General features: G+C 73.0%; 17 protein-coding genes. 4 read left to right on the top strand and 13 right to left on the bottom strand.

Annotated elements, in window-relative coordinates:
* Window positions 1-15: 15 nt before the first annotated feature.
* The 4 genes from RM779_RS02810 to RM779_RS02795 all read right to left on the bottom strand — a co-directional run bounded on the left by RM779_RS02810 (window position 16) and on the right by RM779_RS02795 (window position 2,917).
* A complete protein-coding gene (locus RM779_RS02810) occupies window positions 16-876 on the bottom strand; it encodes a hypothetical protein (protein ID WP_311615386.1) in 861 nt (286 codons plus the stop codon).
* 79 nt (window positions 877-955) lie between these two features.
* Window positions 956-1,210: a hypothetical protein gene (locus RM779_RS02805; protein WP_311615384.1), complete on the bottom strand. Its 255-nt coding sequence runs from the start codon at window positions 1,208-1,210 to the stop codon at window positions 956-958.
* Complete coding sequence (locus tag RM779_RS02800; protein ID WP_311615382.1) at window positions 1,207-1,968, bottom strand: TetR/AcrR family transcriptional regulator; 762 nt, start codon at window positions 1,966-1,968, stop codon at window positions 1,207-1,209. The genes RM779_RS02805 and RM779_RS02800 overlap by 4 nt, the downstream gene beginning before the upstream one ends.
* A gap of 37 nt (window positions 1,969-2,005) precedes the next feature.
* A complete protein-coding gene (locus tag RM779_RS02795; protein ID WP_311615380.1) occupies window positions 2,006-2,917 on the bottom strand; it encodes an AurF N-oxygenase family protein in 912 nt (303 codons plus the stop codon).
* 153 nt (window positions 2,918-3,070) lie between these two features.
* Between RM779_RS02795 and RM779_RS02790 the strand changes: the two genes are divergently transcribed.
* Window positions 3,071-5,032 (top strand): ATP-binding protein, encoded by a 1,962-nt coding sequence (locus tag RM779_RS02790; RefSeq protein WP_311615378.1) that lies wholly within the window; start codon window positions 3,071-3,073, stop codon window positions 5,030-5,032.
* 94 nt (window positions 5,033-5,126) lie between these two features.
* Here RM779_RS02790 and RM779_RS02785 read toward each other — a convergent pair whose 3' ends face one another.
* The 6 genes from RM779_RS02785 to RM779_RS02760 form a co-directional block, all read right to left on the bottom strand.
* The gene (locus RM779_RS02785; RefSeq protein WP_311615376.1) at window positions 5,127-6,101 is read right to left on the bottom strand and encodes a methyltransferase domain-containing protein; all 975 of its coding nucleotides are present in this window, start codon (window positions 6,099-6,101) and stop codon (window positions 5,127-5,129) included.
* A gap of 308 nt (window positions 6,102-6,409) precedes the next feature.
* Window positions 6,410-7,666, bottom strand: a complete 1,257-nt coding sequence (locus RM779_RS02780; protein ID WP_311615375.1) for a hypothetical protein — start codon at window positions 7,664-7,666, stop codon at window positions 6,410-6,412.
* A gap of 708 nt (window positions 7,667-8,374) precedes the next feature.
* On the bottom strand, window positions 8,375-9,022 hold the full coding sequence (locus RM779_RS02775) for a dihydrofolate reductase family protein (protein WP_311615373.1): 648 nt from the start codon (window positions 9,020-9,022) through the stop codon (window positions 8,375-8,377).
* Between the two features lie 83 nt (window positions 9,023-9,105).
* Entirely contained in the window at window positions 9,106-9,741 is a 636-nt protein-coding gene (locus RM779_RS02770; RefSeq protein WP_311615371.1) for a dihydrofolate reductase family protein, read from the bottom strand.
* Window positions 9,742-9,861: 120 nt separating this feature from the next.
* Entirely contained in the window at window positions 9,862-10,650 is a 789-nt protein-coding gene (locus tag RM779_RS02765; protein WP_311615369.1) for an ArsR/SmtB family transcription factor, read from the bottom strand.
* A 125-nt stretch (window positions 10,651-10,775) separates the two neighbouring features.
* Window positions 10,776-11,147 carry an SH3 domain-containing protein gene (locus tag RM779_RS02760; RefSeq protein WP_311615367.1) on the bottom strand — a complete coding sequence of 124 codons (372 nt, stop codon included), beginning with the start codon at window positions 11,145-11,147 and terminating at the stop codon, window positions 10,776-10,778.
* A 260-nt stretch (window positions 11,148-11,407) separates the two neighbouring features.
* Here RM779_RS02760 and RM779_RS02755 point away from each other — a divergent pair, with 260 nt between their 5' ends.
* Window positions 11,408-12,421, top strand: coding sequence for a glycoside hydrolase family 5 protein (locus RM779_RS02755; RefSeq protein ID WP_311615365.1), 1,014 nt, complete (start codon window positions 11,408-11,410; stop codon window positions 12,419-12,421).
* A 75-nt stretch (window positions 12,422-12,496) separates the two neighbouring features.
* On the opposite strand, the gene RM779_RS02750 is transcribed toward RM779_RS02755, so the two are convergent.
* Window positions 12,497-13,105: a TetR/AcrR family transcriptional regulator gene (locus RM779_RS02750; protein ID WP_311615363.1), complete on the bottom strand. Its 609-nt coding sequence runs from the start codon at window positions 13,103-13,105 to the stop codon at window positions 12,497-12,499.
* Window positions 13,106-13,218: 113 nt separating this feature from the next.
* Here RM779_RS02750 and RM779_RS02745 point away from each other — a divergent pair, with 113 nt between their 5' ends.
* Window positions 13,219-13,614: a nuclear transport factor 2 family protein gene (locus tag RM779_RS02745; RefSeq protein WP_311615361.1), complete on the top strand. Its 396-nt coding sequence runs from the start codon at window positions 13,219-13,221 to the stop codon at window positions 13,612-13,614.
* A gap of 82 nt (window positions 13,615-13,696) precedes the next feature.
* Here RM779_RS02745 and RM779_RS02740 read toward each other — a convergent pair whose 3' ends face one another.
* The gene (locus RM779_RS02740) at window positions 13,697-14,851 is read right to left on the bottom strand and encodes a site-2 protease family protein (protein WP_311615360.1); all 1,155 of its coding nucleotides are present in this window, start codon (window positions 14,849-14,851) and stop codon (window positions 13,697-13,699) included.
* 140 nt (window positions 14,852-14,991) lie between these two features.
* Between RM779_RS02740 and polX the strand changes: the two genes are divergently transcribed.
* Complete coding sequence (gene polX, locus RM779_RS02735; protein WP_311615358.1) at window positions 14,992-16,740, top strand: DNA polymerase/3'-5' exonuclease PolX; 1,749 nt, start codon at window positions 14,992-14,994, stop codon at window positions 16,738-16,740.
* A 51-nt stretch (window positions 16,741-16,791) separates the two neighbouring features.
* On the opposite strand, the gene RM779_RS02730 is transcribed toward polX, so the two are convergent.
* Window positions 16,792-18,060, bottom strand: a complete 1,269-nt coding sequence (locus RM779_RS02730) for a phosphoribosyltransferase family protein (RefSeq protein WP_311615356.1) — start codon at window positions 18,058-18,060, stop codon at window positions 16,792-16,794.
* Window positions 18,061-18,062: the final 2 nt, after the last annotated feature.

The raw sequence follows: 18,062 nt of genomic DNA, 5'->3' as shown, positions 1-18,062 counted from the left end.
CGCGGACTCGGGCCCTCACCCGGCCGTGGGCTCGGGCTCCGTCCCGGCCCCGGTCCCGGCCGCCGTCCCGGCCCCGGACCCGAGTTCGGCCTCGGGCTCCGTCCCGGCCCCGGACCCGAGTTCGGCCTCGGGCTCCGTCCCGGCCCCGGACCCGAGTTCGGCCTCGGCCTCGGGCTCCGTCCCGGCCCCGGACCCGTGCTCGGACCCGGGCTCGGGCTCGGGCTCCGGCGTGGGAACGGGGGCCCGGCGGGCGCGTTCCGCCCTCGCCGCCTCCTGCTCGCCCAGCTCCGCCGCCTCCCGCGGGGTGAGCCCGGCCAGCAGTCCGGCGATCTCGTCCAGGCGCCGGTGCGCCTCGTCGCGCTGCCGCCGCCGCTCCGCCGCGGCGGACTGCTCCGCGTCCAGCGCCTCGCGCGCCCGGGTGGCCAGCTCGTCCGCCCGGCGCTCGCCGTCGAGCAGCCGTCGGATGCGCGCCGCCTGCGCCGTCGCCGCGCGCTCCGCCACGGCCTGCGCGTGCAGGTCGCGGGCCGGGTCGTCGCCGAACAGCAGCCGCAGGTGCCCCGGCAGCCGCACACCGCCCTGCCGGTACTGCTCGCGGGCCACCGCGCCCGCGGCGCGTCTGGCCCCGGCGAGGTCGGTGCGGGCCGCGGCGAGGCGTTCGTCCAGCTCGGCGGCCTCGCCACGGCGGTCGCGCAGCCGTTCCTCCGCCGCGTTGTACGCCTCCGCCGCCTCGCCCGTCTCCCGGTAGAGGCCGCGCAGTTCGGCCAGCAGCGCGCCGACGTCCCGGTCGCCGGGATCGGCCGCGGCGGGGGCCGCGCCGCCGGCCGTGAACGCGAGCGCGAGCGCGGTCAGGGCCGCGGTCAGGACATGACGGTTCATCGGCATGCACACCTCTCCTCGGGGCGATGGTGTGCACGGGCCCGCGCCCGGCGCACGCCGGGCGCGGGCGAACGGGTGGTCAGCGCCTGCGGCGGAAGGAACGCGACGGCGTGGCGTCCGGCGCGTAGACGTACACCCAGCCACGCGGCAGCCCCAGCCGCGGCGAGTACCCGGCGGCCTCCCGCCGGTAGACGTGCACGGTGTCAGGACCGTCCGCGCCGCCGGGCACCGGCACCTCGTAGACGCCGGGCGGCTTGCCGGTCGGCCCGACCAGCACCGGCAGGACGCGCCCGTCCAGCGGGCCGCCGACGAACGGCGTCTCCTCGCTCCTCACGGGTCGAGCCCCGCGGCGGCGGGCGTGAGCGCCGTCATCGTGCGCGCGATCAGCGCGTCCACGCGCCCGCCCGCCGGTTCGAGGCGGGCGGCGGCCCGCAGCACGCGGGCGGTCTGCTCGTCGTGCCCCGCCATGACGACGAGCTGGGCGATGAACTGCTCGACCAGCAGGTCCCGCAGCTCCGCGACCGGCGGCTCCTTGTCCTCGTCCAGCCAGATCAGGGAGGCGGCCTCGACGGCGGTGATCCACGTGCGCACCGCCATACGCAGCCGCGGCCCCGGCCGCGTGGCCGCCATGTGCACCAGCACCTGCTGCGCCGCGGCCCGGCGCACGCCGTCGACGATGGCGGTGGTGCGGGACGTCTCGACGACGCTGCCGCCCTTCAACAGCGCGGTGAATCCTTCGCCGTGCTCGTCGACGAAGGCCAGGTAACGGTCGAGGGCGTCGGCGAGCCGCTGGCTGAGCGGACCTTGCGCGGGTACGGCGAAGCACAGTTCGAGGTCGGCGGCGGAGCTGTGCAGCGCGGCCTCGTACAGCTGCTGCTTCCCGCCGGAGAAGTACCGGTACACCAGCGGGCGGGAGACGCCGGCCTCGCGGGCGACGTCGTCGAGGGAGACGCGCTCCGGGGCGTTGTGCGCGAACAGCCGCTGCGCGGTGGCGATCAGCTGGCCCCTGCGCTCCGCCACGCCGAGTCTGCGGTAGGCCGGGCCCGGGGCCCGTGCCGGTCCCGGGGCCGGGCCCGGGGGTTGGCTGCTCATGCCCAGCAGCGTAGTCGGCCGGGCCGCGCGGCGGGGTTCAGGCCAGCAGCCCGGAGCTGCGCCACATGCGGCGACCGACGCCGCGCAGCAGGCCGAGTTCGTCCAGGAAGTCCGTCAGGTGCCGCGCGCCCTCCTGCATCACCGCGCGCCGGTGGGCGCTGGCCCGCACCTGGGCGACGGCCTGGGCGCGGTCGAGGCCGACGTTCGCGTAGACCTGGGGGTTCACGAACGCGACGGAGAAGATGCGGGCGAACTCCCCGCAGGTCACGCGCGTCAGCTCGCGTTCCCAGCGGGGCGCGGTGGCCAGCTGGCGGCGCAGCTCCTCGCGGGCGTACCTGACGTGCCGCGCCTCCTCGACGACGTGGATGCGGGTGACGCCGCGGATCAGCGGCTGGACGCGTTCGTCGGGGAAGGTGAGGCGCTGCATCCAGTCGAGCACTTCCTCGCCGAGCAGCGTCGCGGTGAACGAGCCCGGCGTGGTGGAGACGCTCTTGAAGACGCGGGCGATGTTGTGGTGCCCGCGGCCGGGCGGGTAGGCCGGGGTGCCGGTCTTCCGGATGGCGCGGGCGAACATCATGGAGTGGCGGCACTCGTCGGCTATTTCGGTCAGCGCGTAGCGGACGTGGGCGCTGGTCGTCGGCTTGTCGTAGATGTGCCGGACGAGCAGCTGCATGAGGATCACCTCGAACCAGATGCCGAGCGAGGCCAGGGCGGCCGACTCGTGCCGGGAGAGGTCGATCCGCTGCTCCTGGGACATCTCATACCAGAGCGGGGTGTCGTAGAGGGAGACCAGCTCGGGCGGCCAGTACCAGAGGCCGTCCTGCCAGGGGGCGTCCCAGTCGAGCTCCCGGTCGGGGTCGAAGGAGTGCTTGGCGGAGGCGGCGAGCAGCCGTTCCGCGACGCGTTCGCGGTCCTTGAGGGCCGGTCCTGTGGGTGAGGGTGGAGTCATCTTCTTATGAGACAAGGTGTCAGCAAAGCTTGTCCATCCCCATGACATGCCCGGTTCATCCTGATCGTCACCGCCCAGTTCACCCCGCACGTTCACCTGGCGGCCACGGTCTCCGTGGCCGGCGGTAACCGCGTTGCGGTGTGCTGGGGAACTATGACGCGACGATGGACGGACCGCCTCCCGCGCTGGGGCACCATCCGCGGCCGGGTGGCCATCGTGCTCGCCGTGCCCACGTGCCTCCTGCTGGTGCTGATCGGCACCGGGGTGGCCGACCGGGCGGCGGACTGGTCGGCGGCGCGGCAGAGCGGCGAACGGGTGCAGCTGGCGCTCGACGTGCAGGACCTCGTCCGCGAGCTCCAGCGGGAACACGGCCTGACCAGCGGACTCCTCGTCGGCGCCGGCCAGTACCGGCCCGACCTCGCCGACACGCGCCGCCGCGTCGATGCCATTCGCGGCGAGCTGGCCCGGCGCGTCGACGAGGGCACCGCCCCCGCGTTCGAGGAGGCGCTGGCCGCGCTCGACGACCTGGGCGAGGTCCGCGCCCGCGTCGACGAGGGCTCCATCGGCCGCGCCGAAGACCTGACGTTCTACACCGAGGCCACCACCTCGCTGAACGACGCGCAGCTCGCCGAGGACCCCGCCCACGGCGACCAGCGACTGAGCGACGGCATGGCCGCGTTCCAGGCCCTGTCCCTGGCCACGGAGGCGCTGGCGCAGGAACGCGGGCTGATGAACGGGGTGTTCGTCGCCGGCCACTTCGAGAACACCCAGTACCTGACCTTCGCCGCCACCCGCGCCGACCGCGAGACCGCGCTGCGCACCTACGAGCAGATGGCCACCTCGGAGCAGCGGGCGGCCCTGGACGAGGCGTTCGCCATCGAGGAGGCGATGCTCGTCGCCACCCTGGAGGCGCGCGCCGACGCCCACGCGGACGGTTCCGCGCTGGTCACCGACCCCGAGGAGTGGTGGACCGCCGCCACCGCGCTCACCGACGCCCTCCACGGCGTGCAGCAGCAGGTCGGCCCCGACGTCACCGGCCGCGCCGACGCGCTGCGCACCGCCGCCACTCGGGGGCTCGTCGGCTTCCTCGCGCTCGGCGTGCTCATCCTCGGCGTGGCCGTCGCCCTCGCGCTCCTGGCCGCGCGCGCCATCACCCGGCCCCTCGACGAGCTGACCCGCCAGGCCGAGTCCGTCGCGGGCCACCGCCTGCCCGAAACGGTCCGCACCCTCCAGGAGGCCGACCCCGACGAGGCGGATCGTCTCGAACCGCCCAGCCCCGACCGGCAGTTCGAGCGGGGCGCGGAGGAAGTCACCCGCCTGGCCGCCGCGCTGCACGACGTCGAACGCACCGCCGTCGGCCTCGCCGCCCAGCAGACCGTGCTGCGCCGCAACGGCACCGAGTCGCTGGCCAACCTCGGCCACCGCCACCAGGCGCTGGTGCGCAGGCAGCTGCGGCTGATCACCGCCCTGGAGAGCAAGGAACTGGACCCCGACGCGCTCGCCGAACTCTTCGAGCTCGACCACCTCGCCACCCGGATGCGCCGCAACGCCGACTCGCTGCTGATCCTCACCGGCCAGCAGCTGCCGCCGCGCGTGTGGACCGGGACCGCCGAAGTGGCCGAGGTGGTACGGCTGGCCGTCTCGGAGGTGGAGGACTACCGGCGGGTCACGCTCGTGGAGTCCGAGCCGTGCCAGATCCACGGCTGGGCGGTGTACGAGCTGTCCCACCTGCTCGCCGAGCTGATCGAGAACGCGCTGACCGCGTCGCCCCCCGGCCGCCCGGTCGAGGTGTACGGCTGGTGGGACGGCGCCGAGTACTGCCTGGCCGTCGTGGACCGGGGCAGCGGCATGACCGAGGAGGAGCTGGCCGGCGCCAACGCCCGCCTCGCCGGCCGGGAGACGTTCCTCGTCGCGCCCACGCGGTTCCTCGGCCACTACGTCGTCGGCACGATCTCCGCGCGCCTCGGCGTGCACGTCGAGGTCCGGCACACCCAGAGCGCCCCGACCACCGCGGCGGCGCGCGGTGCCGGCGTCTCCGCCTACGTGGCGCTGCCGCCGCGACTGCTGAACCCGGGCGTCGCGACGCAGGACCGGACGAGCACGCTGTCCGCCTGACCGCCGCCCGTCCGGGGCCGGGGCCGGGGCCTGGTTCGGGGCCGGGGCCCGGTGCGCGTCCGGGAGGCCCGGGGGGTCATCCGCGCGGTCGCCGTCACAGCGTCAGGACCTGGCCCTCCTGGCTGCCGAGCCACAGCCGGTTGACGCCCGAGGCCGTGACCGTGAGTCCGTAGCCCTCGGGGCCGGGCCGGCCCGCGTCGCCCCAGGCCGCGATCAGCGGCGCCCGTTCCGCCCACAGGTTCCGCGGGCCGTCGTACTGGAGGCGCGCGGTGCCGTCGTCGCGCGGCGCCACCCGTGCCCAGGAGCCGGTCCCCGGATGCACCAGGCCGAGCACGGGCCGCCCGTCCGCGTCGATCAGGCACAGCTCCGACACGTCCGGCTGGGCGAGGCCGCCGAGGAACCGTGGCATGTCCGCCGTCGGATCGGCGGCCAGCGGCACGTCGGCCTGCGTGCCGAGCGGTACGAGCAGCGCCGGGATGTACGCCCGCACCGCGGGCTCGACCGCGTCGGTGGCCGGCGCGAGCACCGGAAGGAACCGGCCCGCCGCGCCGCCGTCCCCGCCGGTGCGCAGCACCGCGGTCCCGGTCCCGAGCGCGACCACGACCGTTCCCCCCGGCACCACCTGGCCCGGCCAGGCCGCGGGCACGCGGCGGCCCGCGCCGCGGCCGGCCAGCAGCCCGCCGAAGGGCGCGCGTTCGGGACAGCCGTGCGCGGCCTCGCCCACCAGCAGCTCCGGCGCGTACCCGGCGTGCGCCAGGCGCGTCCTGGCCGCGGCGAGCCGCTCGGGGTCGGCGTCGAGGGAGACCACGCGGGCGGAGCCGAACCGGTGGCTCAGCAGCGCGGCACCGTAACCGGTGCCCGTGCCCACCTCCAGGACGCGTGCCCCGCCCGGCACGTCCAGGGCCTCGCACATCGCGGCCGCGGTGGTCGGCGGCAGACCGCCCGCGACCGCACCGCGGCCCTGGACGTCGGCGGGCAGGAACTTCTCGCGCGGCACGGCGGCGAACGCCGCGCGCCACGGGGCACTGTGCAGGAGGCCGTCGGCGGGTGGGCGGGCCGCGATGGTCATGGAACGTCCTCCGAAACGTCGGCGAAAACGCGGTGGGCTGAACGGGGCGACACGGCGGTGCACCCTGCTCAACGAGCGGCCCCCGCCGGACGTAGTGCGCAAGAAGTTTCCCCGCCTTTCGGAAACTGCTGACGGCCGGCCGACAAGCCCTTGCCCGCCGGTCGTCGCCCGCCGGGCCCCTCCTGGCCCTCCTGGGCCTCCTGGGCCTCCTGGGCCTCCTGGGCGGCCCGGTGGCTGCCGGACCCCGCGGCCCCGTTACCGCCGGCGGCGGGAGGGGGAAGCCCACTGGGCGAGCCGGCACCCGGACGTCATGACTCGTCCTTACCGATCTGGAAGATCTTGTCGATTCCCAGCGTCTCTGCTATTTCGACGGCCTTGTTGGCGGCTCCGACGGCGTTGATCGCGGCCATGACGCACGCCTCCGCTTCTTCCGCCGTGAGCTCGACGCCCTCGGAACGCGCGGTCATCTGGATCTGAAATCTCTCCGTCGCGTACGCGCCGGACAAGGCGAACAGGAAGAAGACGTACAGCATGAAGGGCGAATATTTGAGGCGGTCCTTTTTGATCAGCTCATCCCACTGCTGGCCGGCTTCCAGAGCCGTGGCGAGCACCCCGGGGGCCGTGAGGGCGATAACCGCCTGAATGATTCCGTTGGTTGCCGGGTCGATCCATGCGAGATCATCAGGCTTGTCCAGATCGCCCCGCTGGACTCTTGCCCAAAGCCCCTCGGCATACTTGGTGCCGTGGTCGCGGGCTCTCCGCATGTTGTCCATTGCGTACCGGAGAGCGCGCCCCGTGGTGATACCTTCCAGCTCACGGTTGCGGTGATAGTCCAGTTCGTGGCCGGAGATCAGGAGATCGGCAGCTTCCCTTTCGCGCCGTAGGTCGGCCAGTCTGTCGGCCGGGACTCCATCGCCGAATCTCTTCTGGGCGGCCGTCGGCTTGACGCCCAGGATATCGGCGATTTCCCGCCACGGGACACCGAGGGCCCGCAGTTCGGCCACCACCTCACGGACGGTCGCTTCTGCCGAAGAGCGCAGAGCCCTGGCCGATTTGAGGCAGGCGAGCATCCCGACCCACTCCTGCTTGGGTCGCAGAATGGTGCGCGGCATGTCGACTTTCGTGACGAAGCATAACTGGCGGATGAGATAGCGGGCGACGCTGGTGGGGCTCTGCCCGTCGGACCATTCCGGAGCAAGGCAAGAGACTGTGGAATCGCTCATCCAAAGCCCTGAATAAGCCTTGTGGGCCGCGGTTTTCCCGATGGAGAGGGCCTGGCCGATCACCTTGAACGAGATGCCGCAGGAAACTGCCTCTGCCGCGATGGCATCTTCCTGCTCTCTCACCTCTTTCTGCAACTGCATCGCCGCACGCAGGTACCCGAGGCCCGTCCGACGTCGCAGGTGCGGGTCCGCTGTGTCCTCGGGGGCCGGTTCGGGGAGATCCGGCGCAAGTGCCACGATTCCGTGTCGCACCATGAACGCGTTCAAGTCCACGGTCAATATCCACACCTGGGAGGTGCATGGCGTCCCGGCCCAGCCGGCGTCACCGTCTGCGGTCAGCATCCTCCGACCGTATCCCGGGCTTCCACTGCTGTTCCACCCTCGGTGGACACCTCCACCTTTGGTGAACACTTCCACCTTCGGTGGACGAAGTCGCGGCTTCAGCACGGGACTTCGAGGCGGTGAGCGGCTGGATACCACGTTTCCGCTCGGGTCCCGGAGGCTGATCCCGGCCGGTCCGGCCGCTGATCTGCGGCTATGCCTCGGCTCTTCCGGTCGGCGCCATATAGCCGGTCCCAAAAAGCGTGTCAAGTGCCGCATGCGGGCCGGGTAAGACGTTCCACCTTTGGTGAACGCCTTCGGCATGACCGGCGTTCACTCGGCGATCTACCGTCTCCGGAACGCAGACGACCCGCTTCGGCGACGCGCGGACCAAGCCCTCGCCGAAGGAGCCGTCGTGCGGAGATCACCCCATCCGGGCCACGGATCGAAGGAGACCCCGATTGCAGCCTACCGACGGACCCCAACCCGCGTGGTCGGACACCTCGCGCCGGCCAACGCGCCCCGGAGCAGCTCAGCGGTATGGCCGGCTGGCCGTGCAGTGCTTCCTGCGCGGAGCGGCAACTGCCGCGGGTGGCAGCCTGATCAGCCTGCTCGCGTTCTGGATTCAGCGGCACATGTGACGTGCTGAGGCGTGAAAGTGGCGGCGCCGCCGCGGCGCCGCCACCGTCAGCCCCTGCTCACCCGCTCGGCCCGAGCGGACCCTTGGTGTCACTTTCGCCAGAACAGGTGGTGTGTCACGCCGCTCGGGCTGGGCACGACCTCCAGGTGGAACCGGTCGAGCAGCTCCTCGGGTGACTCCCAGAGCCGCAGGCCGGACCCGAGCTTCACCGGCGAGACCGCCACATGCATCGTGTCGACGAGACCGGCGTCCAGGAACTGCCGGATGGTGGTGACCCCGCCGCCGAGCCGGACGTCCTTGCCCCGCGCCGCCTCCCGCGCCTGATCGAGGACCGTGCCAGGGGCGCCGTCGACGAAGTGGAACGTGGTGTCGCCGAGCGCGAACGAGGGACGCTTGTGGTGGGTCATGACGAACACCGGGGTGTGGAACGGGGGCTCCTCGCCCCACCAGCCGCGCCACTCATGGTCGTGCCAAGGACCGCGCTGGGGCCCGAACTTGTTGCGGCCCATGATCTCGGCGCCGATGTTGTGTGCGAAGTCCCGCGTGAAGTAGTCATCGAGGCCCCGGCTTCCCCCGGGGTCGGTGCGGTTGGGCCAGCTCGCCGTGGCGCCGGCCCAGGCGAACAGCCTCTCGGGACGGTCGACGTGGCCGAACGGCCTTTCGGCGCTCTGGTCCTCGCCGGCCCCGATTCCGTCACTCGAAACGCTGAAGTTCTGGACTCTCAGTAGCTGAGCCACGTTCTCCTCCTTTATCGGCAACAGTGAAGAGACTCTCCGCGCCGGAAGAAGTCATCGCCGCGTCCGGGGAGAAGTGAGCCAGGTCATCCGGCACCCCGATCGGGTGCGCTCATGTCCCCCGTCCCGGGCGTGCCGTCGGCGAGCCCGTAGCGCAGGTACACAGTGCCCTTCGGACCGGCTACCGGCGGTTCGAGAAGGGTGACGTTCGAGGGCACCGCGCCACCGTCGAACACCTTCTTCCCGACGCCGAGCACGATCGGGTGCACCCAGAGGTCGAGACGGTCGAAGAGCTTTTCGCGCAGGAGGGTCTGCACCAGGTTCAGGCTTCCGACGACCTTCACATGCTCGTGCCGGTCACGGATCTCGCGCACCGCGCCGGCCAGGTCGGGGCCGAGCCGCGTGGAGCCGGCCCACGAGAGATCGGGCCTGCCGCGGGAGGCCACATACTTCGGGACGCTGTTGAAGAGCGTGGCGATCTCGTTGTCCTCGCCGCCCTCCTGGTGCGGCCAGTAGGCGGCGAAGATGTCATACGTCCGCCGACCGAGCAGGAGGGCGTCCGTGCCCTCGTAGGCGGCACCGACCTGCGCCCCGGCGACCTCGTCCAGCAGCGGCGCCTGCCAGCCACCGAACGGGAACCCCACCGGGTCCTCGTCCGGGCGGCCGGGCGACTGCCCGACGAGGTCGAGGGTTGCGAACAACTCGATGTGGATGAGTCCCATGCTTTGCTCCCGATGCGTCGGTCGTCCCGGTCGGGAGGTAGACCCGCGGGCGCCGGCGGACTCATCGCCCGGCCGCGGGCCGATCGGGCAGGACCGGCAGGACCGGCAGGACCGGCAGGATTAGTCATCCGGCAGGGCATGACCGGTTTCGAGCAGCGTCTTGAGGCTGGACAACAGATGCGGCCAGCCGCCGCCGATCATCTCCAGCACGGTGCTTCCGGGCTCGAAGCCGTCGTGGACGACCGTCAACTTCACCATCTCGCCGAGCCGTTCGATCTCGAACGTCACCTTTGACCTGCTCTCGTCCGCGATCTTGGCCAGCACGTCGTCACCGACCCCGACGGCCTCCGCCCACTCGGGTGTGAAGGTGTGCCAGGTGTACGACAGCCGGCGGTAGGGGTCGGACTCCAGCACGACCTGCGCGGGGTCGGCGCCCGCCGGGCCCTGCCCCTCCCACACCATGGGCGACCCGGGCCGCCAGTCCGTGTCGAAGGACAGCCCCCAGTAGCGGCGGGTGAACTCCGGGTTGGTCAGGCCCTGCCAGAGCTGCTCGGGGGTGGTCCTGATGTAGGTGGTGTAGACGAAGGCGTTGGTGTCCATGGGCGTCTGCTCCAGTGCTTTCTTCAGGTCGGCGAGTGCGTGCACCCGCTCATGGTCGTAACGGCTGATCCAGCGTTCGGCGATGGCGTTGATCGGCTCGGCGTTGAGGTGGTGCAGCTTCTCCCTGCCGCGCCACCGGGTCGTCACCAGGTTGGCCGCCTCAAGCAGCGCCAGATGCTTGCTGACCGACTGCCGGGTCATGTCGAGACCGGCACACAGCTCGCGCAGGCTCTGCCCGTTGCGCTCGTTGAGACTGTCGAGCAGCCGGCGGCGGCTGGCATCCGCCAGCGCCTTGAACACCTCATCCATCGCCGACCCCTCCACACAGGCAACCGTCTGGTTGCATGTGACGATAGGCAGCTGAACGGCTGCATGTCAAAGGTGAGAATCCGGCCCGCGCCGGTGTCGTCCCGGCGTGCGCGCCGCGCCGCGGCTCAGCACCGGTCGGGCGGCGGGCCTTTGACGGTGATGCGGTGGGCCGGGGCCCACGCGTAGTGGTCCGTGTGAACCAGGTACCAGGCCGAGTGGCGGGCGCCCTCGGCCGCGCACAGTACGGTGACCCGCCGGCCGCGGTCGACGGTCGCCAGCACCGTGGAGTCGCGCGCCGGGGCCTGCCGCAGGGCGGTGTCCTCGCGGGCGGTGCCGCGGGCGCCGCCGTCGCCCGCGTGATCCGCGTGGCCCGCGTGGCCTGCGTGGCCCGCGTCGCCCGGGGCATCCGCGGCCCAGGGGCCGCCGGCCAGGGCGGCGGCGAGCGCCGCGGCGGCGAACAGCGGCACGGACGGCCTGCCGGGCGGGGACCACGACATGGCGCCTCCTTACTCTCCGCAGTCGATTTCAGGTTAGGTGCGGCCGAATGGGGGTGCAAATCATCCCAAAGGGGTAGCTACGCGCGAAGCGGGGCGGCGGTGGTGGCGTGGGGTATGTCCCGTGTCTTGACAGCGCGGTGGGGCGGGTGGCGTGATGGACGGGTCCATGGGAGCGCTCCCAGTCGGCTCGCTCCGTGGCCAGGTCTCAACCCCCCACCCGCTCGGAGTCCTACGGGACGCGACTCCTTGAGGAGAAGACCTTGACCAAGACCCGCATCGGCGCCCTGCTGGCCGCCGCGGTCGCCGTGCTGCTCGCTTCGCTGCTGGCGGTGCCCGCGGCGTTCGCCGGGCCGCCCGGAACCACCGCGGTCGGGCTGCGCATCAGCGACGGACGTCTGCAGGAGAGCAACGGCAACGACTTCGTCATCCGGGGCGTCAACCACCCCCACGCCTGGTACACCGGCGAGACGCAGTCGTTCGCCGACATCAAGGCGCAGGGCGCCAACACCGTCCGGGTCGTCCTGAGCAGCGGCGACCAGTGGCCGGAGACCGGCGTGGCCGAGGTGGAGAGCATCGTCGCCGAGTGCAAGGCGAACCGCCTCATCTGCGTGCTGGAGGTCCACGACACCACCGGCTACGGCGAGTCGGCCGCGGCGGTGTCCCTCGACGTGGCGGCAGACTACTGGCTGCGCGTCCAGTCCGCGCTGGAGGGCGAGGAGGACCACATCATCGTCAACATCGGCAATGAGCCCTTCGGCAACACCACGTACCAGCAGTGGACGGCTGACACCCAGGCCGCGGTCGGCAAGCTGCGCGACGCGGGCTACGAACACACGATCATGGTGGACGCGCCCAACTGGGGCCAGGACTGGACCCACACCATGCGGGACAACGCCCAGGCGGTCTACGACTCGGACCCGACGGGCAACCTGATCTTCTCGATCCACATGTACGGCGTGTACACCTCCGAGTCGGTGGTGCGCGACTACCTCACCTCGTTCGTGAACGCCGGACTGCCCATCCTGGTCGGCGAGTTCGGGCACAACCACTCGGACGGCGACCCGGACGAGGACGCCATCATGGGCGTCACCACGGAGCTGGGGCTCGGCTACATCGGCTGGTCCTGGAGCGGCAACAGCAGCGAGGTCGCATACCTGGACCTGGTGAACGGCTTCGACCCGGGCTCCCTCACGTCCTGGGGCGAGCGCTTCTTCAACGGGCCCGACGGCATCGCCGAGACCTCCGAGGAGGCCACGATCTACAGCGGTTCCTGACCGCTGCGCCGGCCGCGGGCCGTCCGGGGACTCGCCGCCCCGGGCGGCCCGCTTCGCGTGCCGGCGGCGGCCGGGTCAGGCAGTGAGCAGTGCTTGCAGGGCGGGCCGCAGCAGTTCGGCGAGTTGCTCGGGCGGTGTGTCGCGCAGCGCGTCGAGGCCCAGCAGTTGGTGCCCGATGGTGACGCCGACGATCGTGGAGATCAGCAGGGCGGCGCGGGCGCCGGGGTCGGGGAGGTCGAGGGTGTCGCGGATCTCGTTGATCTGGTGGGTGATGGCCTCGCGGGCGACCTCGCCGGCCTCGGGGTGGGTGAGCATGGAGCGCAGCATGGCGAGGGAGGTGCCGGGGATGGCGTTCAGCTTGGTGCCGAGCAGGGCGAGGAGGGCGTCGACGACCTCGTCCGGGGTCTCCGGGGCCGCCGGGCACGGCGCCGGCTCGCCGGAGTGCGGGTCGGTTCCGGTTTCGGTTTCCGGCCGTTGGTGCCAGGCGGCGCGGGCGAACAGCTTGGACTTGGAGCCGTAGTACTGCATCACCAGGGCGGGGTCGACGGCGGCCGCCGAGGCGACCGCGCGGATGGTGGTGCGTTCGAAACCGTGCTGCGCGAACAGCTCCCTGGCCGCGGCGAGGATGCGTTCCTCGGTCCTGCGGCGGCGTTCTGCCCGGGGGACGCGCGGGGTTTCGCTCATGGGGACGGACTCTACAGCTGTTGACCGAACGGGAAGATGCTCTACACTCGTTGAGTAATTCGTTCAACGAGTGTTGAGCGGAGTTGCGCGCTGTGCGCGAATGGGGAGGGACCATGGAGCCACGTGAGGTGCTCGGCCGCTACCGGCAGGCCATGCTCGACAAATCGCCCGACGACCTGGCGGAGCTGTACGCGGACGACGGCGTGCACGAGTTCCCCTTCCGGTTCCCCGGGGTGCCGAAGCGGTTGGAGGGGCGCGAGGCCGTGCGCGCCGGGTACCGGACGATGTGGGACGCGATGCCCGTACGGGCCACGTCCATCCGCGAGGTCGCCGTGCACGAGACGACCGACCCGCAGGTGATCATCGCCGAGCAGGTCGTCCTGGCCGGGCCCGAGGGGGCGGAGCCCGGCGAGGTGCCCGGGCTGCTCGTCATCCGCGTGCGCGAGGGCCGCATCGTCCACGTCCGTGACTACCTGGACAACTCGGCCGCCGCGGCGCTCACGCACTGAGCCGGCGTTCTCGCGCGATCGCGCGATCGCGCGATCGCGTGGTGCGGGTGCGGGTGCGGGCTGTCGTGCGGAGCTGTGCCGTTCAGGTCCTGGCCGGTTGGCCGGGGCGGGGGCGGGTGGCCATGCGGCGGATGGTGCGGTTGACGTCGGACGGCGAGACGATGCCGACCAGCCGGCCGCCGCGGTCCACCACGAGGACGCGGTGTTCCGCGCCCGGTTCGAGGCGCGGCAGCAGGTCCGCCAGCGCCTCGTCCGGGCCCGCGACGCGCGTCTCCGGCAGGGGGCGCATGATCTCGGCGACCGTCGTCCGCGCGCGCCGCTCCGCGGGAACGCCGCCCGCGCCGTCCAGCGTCACCAGGCCCATGGGGCGCGTCCCGTCGTCGCCCGTCACGGGGAACGCGGTGTGCCGCGGCGTCAGCGACGGGTCGGACAGCAGCTGGTCCACGGTCAGCCGTTCCGGCACCGACACCGGGTCCGGCGTCATGGTGTCCCGCACCGCGACGCCGGCCAACAGCTCCCGCACCCGGGCCTGCCGCCCCTCCTGGCTCGCCGCCATCACCAGGAACCAGCCGATCAGCGCCAGCCACAGGCCGCCGAACCACGTCGTCCACAGGAACTGCCACAGCCCGAGCCCGACCAGCACCCAGCCGAAGACCCGCCCCGCCGTCGCGGCGCCCTCGGTGGCGCGCAGCCGGTCCCCGGTGCGCCGCCACAGGAACGCGCGCAGCAGCCGGCCGCCGTCGAGCGGCGCGGCGGGGATCACGTTGAACGCGGCGAGCAGCAGGTTGATCGCCGCCAGCCAGGCCGTCGACTCCACCAGCAGACCGGCGGCCCCGGTGGTGTCCAGCAGCCACGTCAGCAGCGCGAACGCCACCCCGAGCAGCAGGCTCACCAGCGGCCCTGACCCCGCGATCCGCAGCTCGGCCCGCGGGTCTGGCGCCTCCGTACGCATGCGGGTCGCGCCGCCGAGCAGCCACAGCACGATGTCGTCCACGCCCACCCCGTGCCGCCGCGCCACCACCGCGTGGGCCAGCTCGTGGGCCAGCAGGGACGCGAAGAACACGAGGGCCGCGCCCAGGCCCACCAGGAGGTAAAGCGGCCAGGCCCGGTCCGGGTACGCCTCGGGCAGCCGCCCGGCGGCCAGGCCGGACGCGATCAGCGCGAAGACGAGGGCCACGCTCCAGTTGACCCCGACCCTGACCCCCGCGATCCGCCCCAGCGTGAAGGTCGCCCGCACGGCGCTCACCCCGTTCAGCTCGGCCCCCGCTTCCGTCTTCCGGACGCCCCCGGGTACCCGGGGGCGCGGGCCTCATGCCGCGGGCCTCATGCCGCGGGCGCCGGCTCGCCGGAGTACCGCCCGCTTCCTACAGTGGAGACATGGCCCGGCGGAACGAAGAGGTCGAGGCGCTGCTGCTCGAGTACGCCGACCTCATCGCGATCACCGGCGGCGACGCGTTCAAGCAGCGCGCCTACGAACGGGCGGCGCGCGCGGTCCGCGGTCACGCCGCGGACGTTTCCCGTCTGGGTGCGAAGGATCTGCGCGAGATTCCGGGCGTGGGCAAGTCCATCGCGGACAAGATCGACGAGTATCTGCGCACCGGCCGCCTCGCCGCGCTCGACGAGACCCGCGCCGCCGTGCCGCCCGGGGTGCGGCAGCTGATGTCCGTTCCCTCTCTGGGGCCGAAGAAGGCGATGACCCTCTACCGGGAACGCGGTATCGCGTCTGTCGGCGAACTGGCCGACGCCATCCGCGAGAACCGGCTGAAGGGCCTGGCGGGCTTCGGGCCGAAGACGCAGGAGAACATCCTGCGCGGCATCGAGGTGGCCCGCGGCTCTGGCGGGCGCGTCCTCCTGGACGCGGCCACCGCCCTGGCCGAGGAGGCCGTCGCGGGCGTGGCCGCCGCCCCCGGCTGCGAACGCTGCACCGCCGCCGGGTCGCTGCGGCGCATGCGCGAGACGATCGGCGACATCGACATTCTGGCCGCGGCGCGGGACCCGGAGCCGCTGATGGCCGCGTTCACCGCGCTGCCGCTGGCCGCCGAAGTCGTCGTGCGCGGCCGGAGGAAGACGTCCGTCCGCACCGCCGCGGGCGTCCGACTCGACCTGCGGGTGCTGCCGCCCGAGGCGTGGGGCGCCGGGCTGGTCTACTTCACCGGCTCCCGGCAGCACAACGTCCGCATCCGCGAGATCGCGGTGCAGGCGAAGCTGAAGCTGTCCGAGTACGGCCTCTTCGACGCGGAAACGGGCGACCGGCGGGCGGCCGGGACCGAGGAGGAGGTGTACGCCGGGCTCGGGCTGCCGTGGATTCCGCCCGCGCTGCGCGAGGACCGCGGCGAGGTCGCCGCCGCGCGGCGCGGCGAACTGCCGGAGCCGGTGGCCCTCGACGCCATCCGCGGCGACCTGCACACGCACACCGACCTGACGGACGGCCTCGCGTCCCTGCCCGACATGGTCGGCGCCGCCGCGGCCCGAGGCTACGCGTACTACGCGGTGACCGACCATGCGCCCGACCTGCGGATGCAGCGGATGACGAAGGAGAAGATCCTCGCGCAGCGCGCGGAGGTGCGCGAGCTGGCCGGGCGGCATCCGGGGCTGCGGCTGCTGCACGGCACGGAGCTGAACATCGGCCCGGACGGCGGCGTGGACTGGCCCGGCACCTTCCTCGCCGGATTCGACCTGTGCGTGGCCTCCGTCCACTCCCACTTCCGGCTCGACCGGGACGCGCAGACCCGCCGCCTCATCGCGGCCTGCGAGAACCCGTACGTGAACGTCATCGGGCACCTGACGACGCGCAAGATCGGCTCCAGGGCGGGCATCGACGCGGACCTGGACGCGGTGTTCGCCGCGTGCGCGCGCACCGGTACCGCGGTCGAGGTCAACGGGCATCCCAACCGGCTAGACCTGCGGGACGAGGACATCCTGCGGGCCAGGCGCCACGGGGTGAAGTTCGCCGTGGACAGCGACGCCCACTCCACCGGCGAGCTGGGCAACATGCGGTACGGGGTCGGCACGGCGCAGCGCGGGTGGCTGACCGTGGACGACGTGATCAACACCTGGCCGCCGGAACGGCTGGCCCGTTTCCTGCACGCCCCCGGCCGCACCACCCCGCCCGGCACGCGCCCTTGACCGGCTGACCGGCTGACCGGCATCGGCCCGCCCCGGCCGGGGCCCGGAGCGTCAGGTGTCGCGCGTCAGGTGTCTGAGGAACCAGTCGCGGGCCAGCTCCGCCACTTCCGACAGGGCGCCCGGCTCCTCGAACAGGTGGGTGGCGCCCGGGACCACGGCCAGGTCGTGCTCCGCCGTGCCGAAGGACCGCAGGGCGCCGTGGTTCAGCTCGATGACCCGCGGGTCGTTCCCGCCGACGATCAGCAGCGTGGGAGCCCGCACCGCGGCCAGCCGCTCGCCCGCCAGGTCCGGCCGTCCGCCGCGCGACACCACCGCGGCGATCCCCGAGCCCGGCTCGGCCGCCGCCCACAGCGCGGCGGCCGAGCCGGTGCTCGCGCCGAACCAGCCCACGGGCAACGGAGCGTCCAGTCGGGTGCCGAGCCACTCCGTGGCCGCGGCGAGCCGCCCGGCCAGCAGCCCCACGTCGAACACATTGGCCCGGTCGGCCTCCTCCTCGTCCGTCAGCAGGTCGAACAGCAGGGTGCCGAGGCCCGCCCCGTTCAGCGCGTCGGCCACGAACCGGTTCCGCGGGCTGTGCCTGCTGCTGCCGCTGCCGTGCGCGAACACCACCACGCCCACCGCGTCCGCCGGCAGCGTCAGCTCCCCGCCGAGCCGCACCTGACCGGCCTCGACCGTCACCTCCCTGCTGTTCCCCCGGCGCAGACAGGCCACGACCTCCTCGTCCGTGGTCTGCCCGAAGTCGCGGTAGAACTGGCCGACCGCCATGAACTCCGCGGGCCGCTCCGGGCATACGAACGCGTCCGCCTCCGCGACCACCTCCTCGATCCCCTCGCCCGGTGCCACCGGCACCGCCAGAATCACCCGCTCGGCGTGCCGCCGCCGCGCCGAACGGCACGCGGCGCGCGCCGTGGCGCCGGTGGCGATGCCGTCGTCCACGATCACCACCGTACGGCCCGCCACCGACAGCGGCGGCCGGCCGCCGCGGTACTCCCTGGCCCGGCGCGTCAGCTCCGTGCGCTCCGTGGCCTCCACGGCGGCCAGGTCGTGCTCGCCGGTCCGCGTCGCGCGCAGCACCCGTTCGTTGAGCACGCGGGCGCCCTCGTCCTCCGCGATGGCGCCCATCGCCACCTCGGGCTGGAACGGCGCGCCCAGCTTCCTGACGACCTCCACGTCCAGCGGGGCGCGCAGCGCCGAGGCCACCTCGGCGGCCACCGGAACGCCGCCCCTGGGCAGGCCGAGCACCACCGCGTCCCGGCCGCGCAGGTCCCGCAGCTCGTGCGCGAGGCGCCGCCCCGCGTCGGCACGGTCGGCGTAGATCATGG

It is taken from the genome of Streptomyces johnsoniae (assembly GCF_031845565.1).
Lineage (GTDB): Bacteria > Actinomycetota > Actinomycetes > Streptomycetales > Streptomycetaceae > Streptomyces > Streptomyces johnsoniae.
Note: the sequence above shows the minus strand (reverse complement) of the source record. Positions and strands in the feature narration are given on the sequence as shown.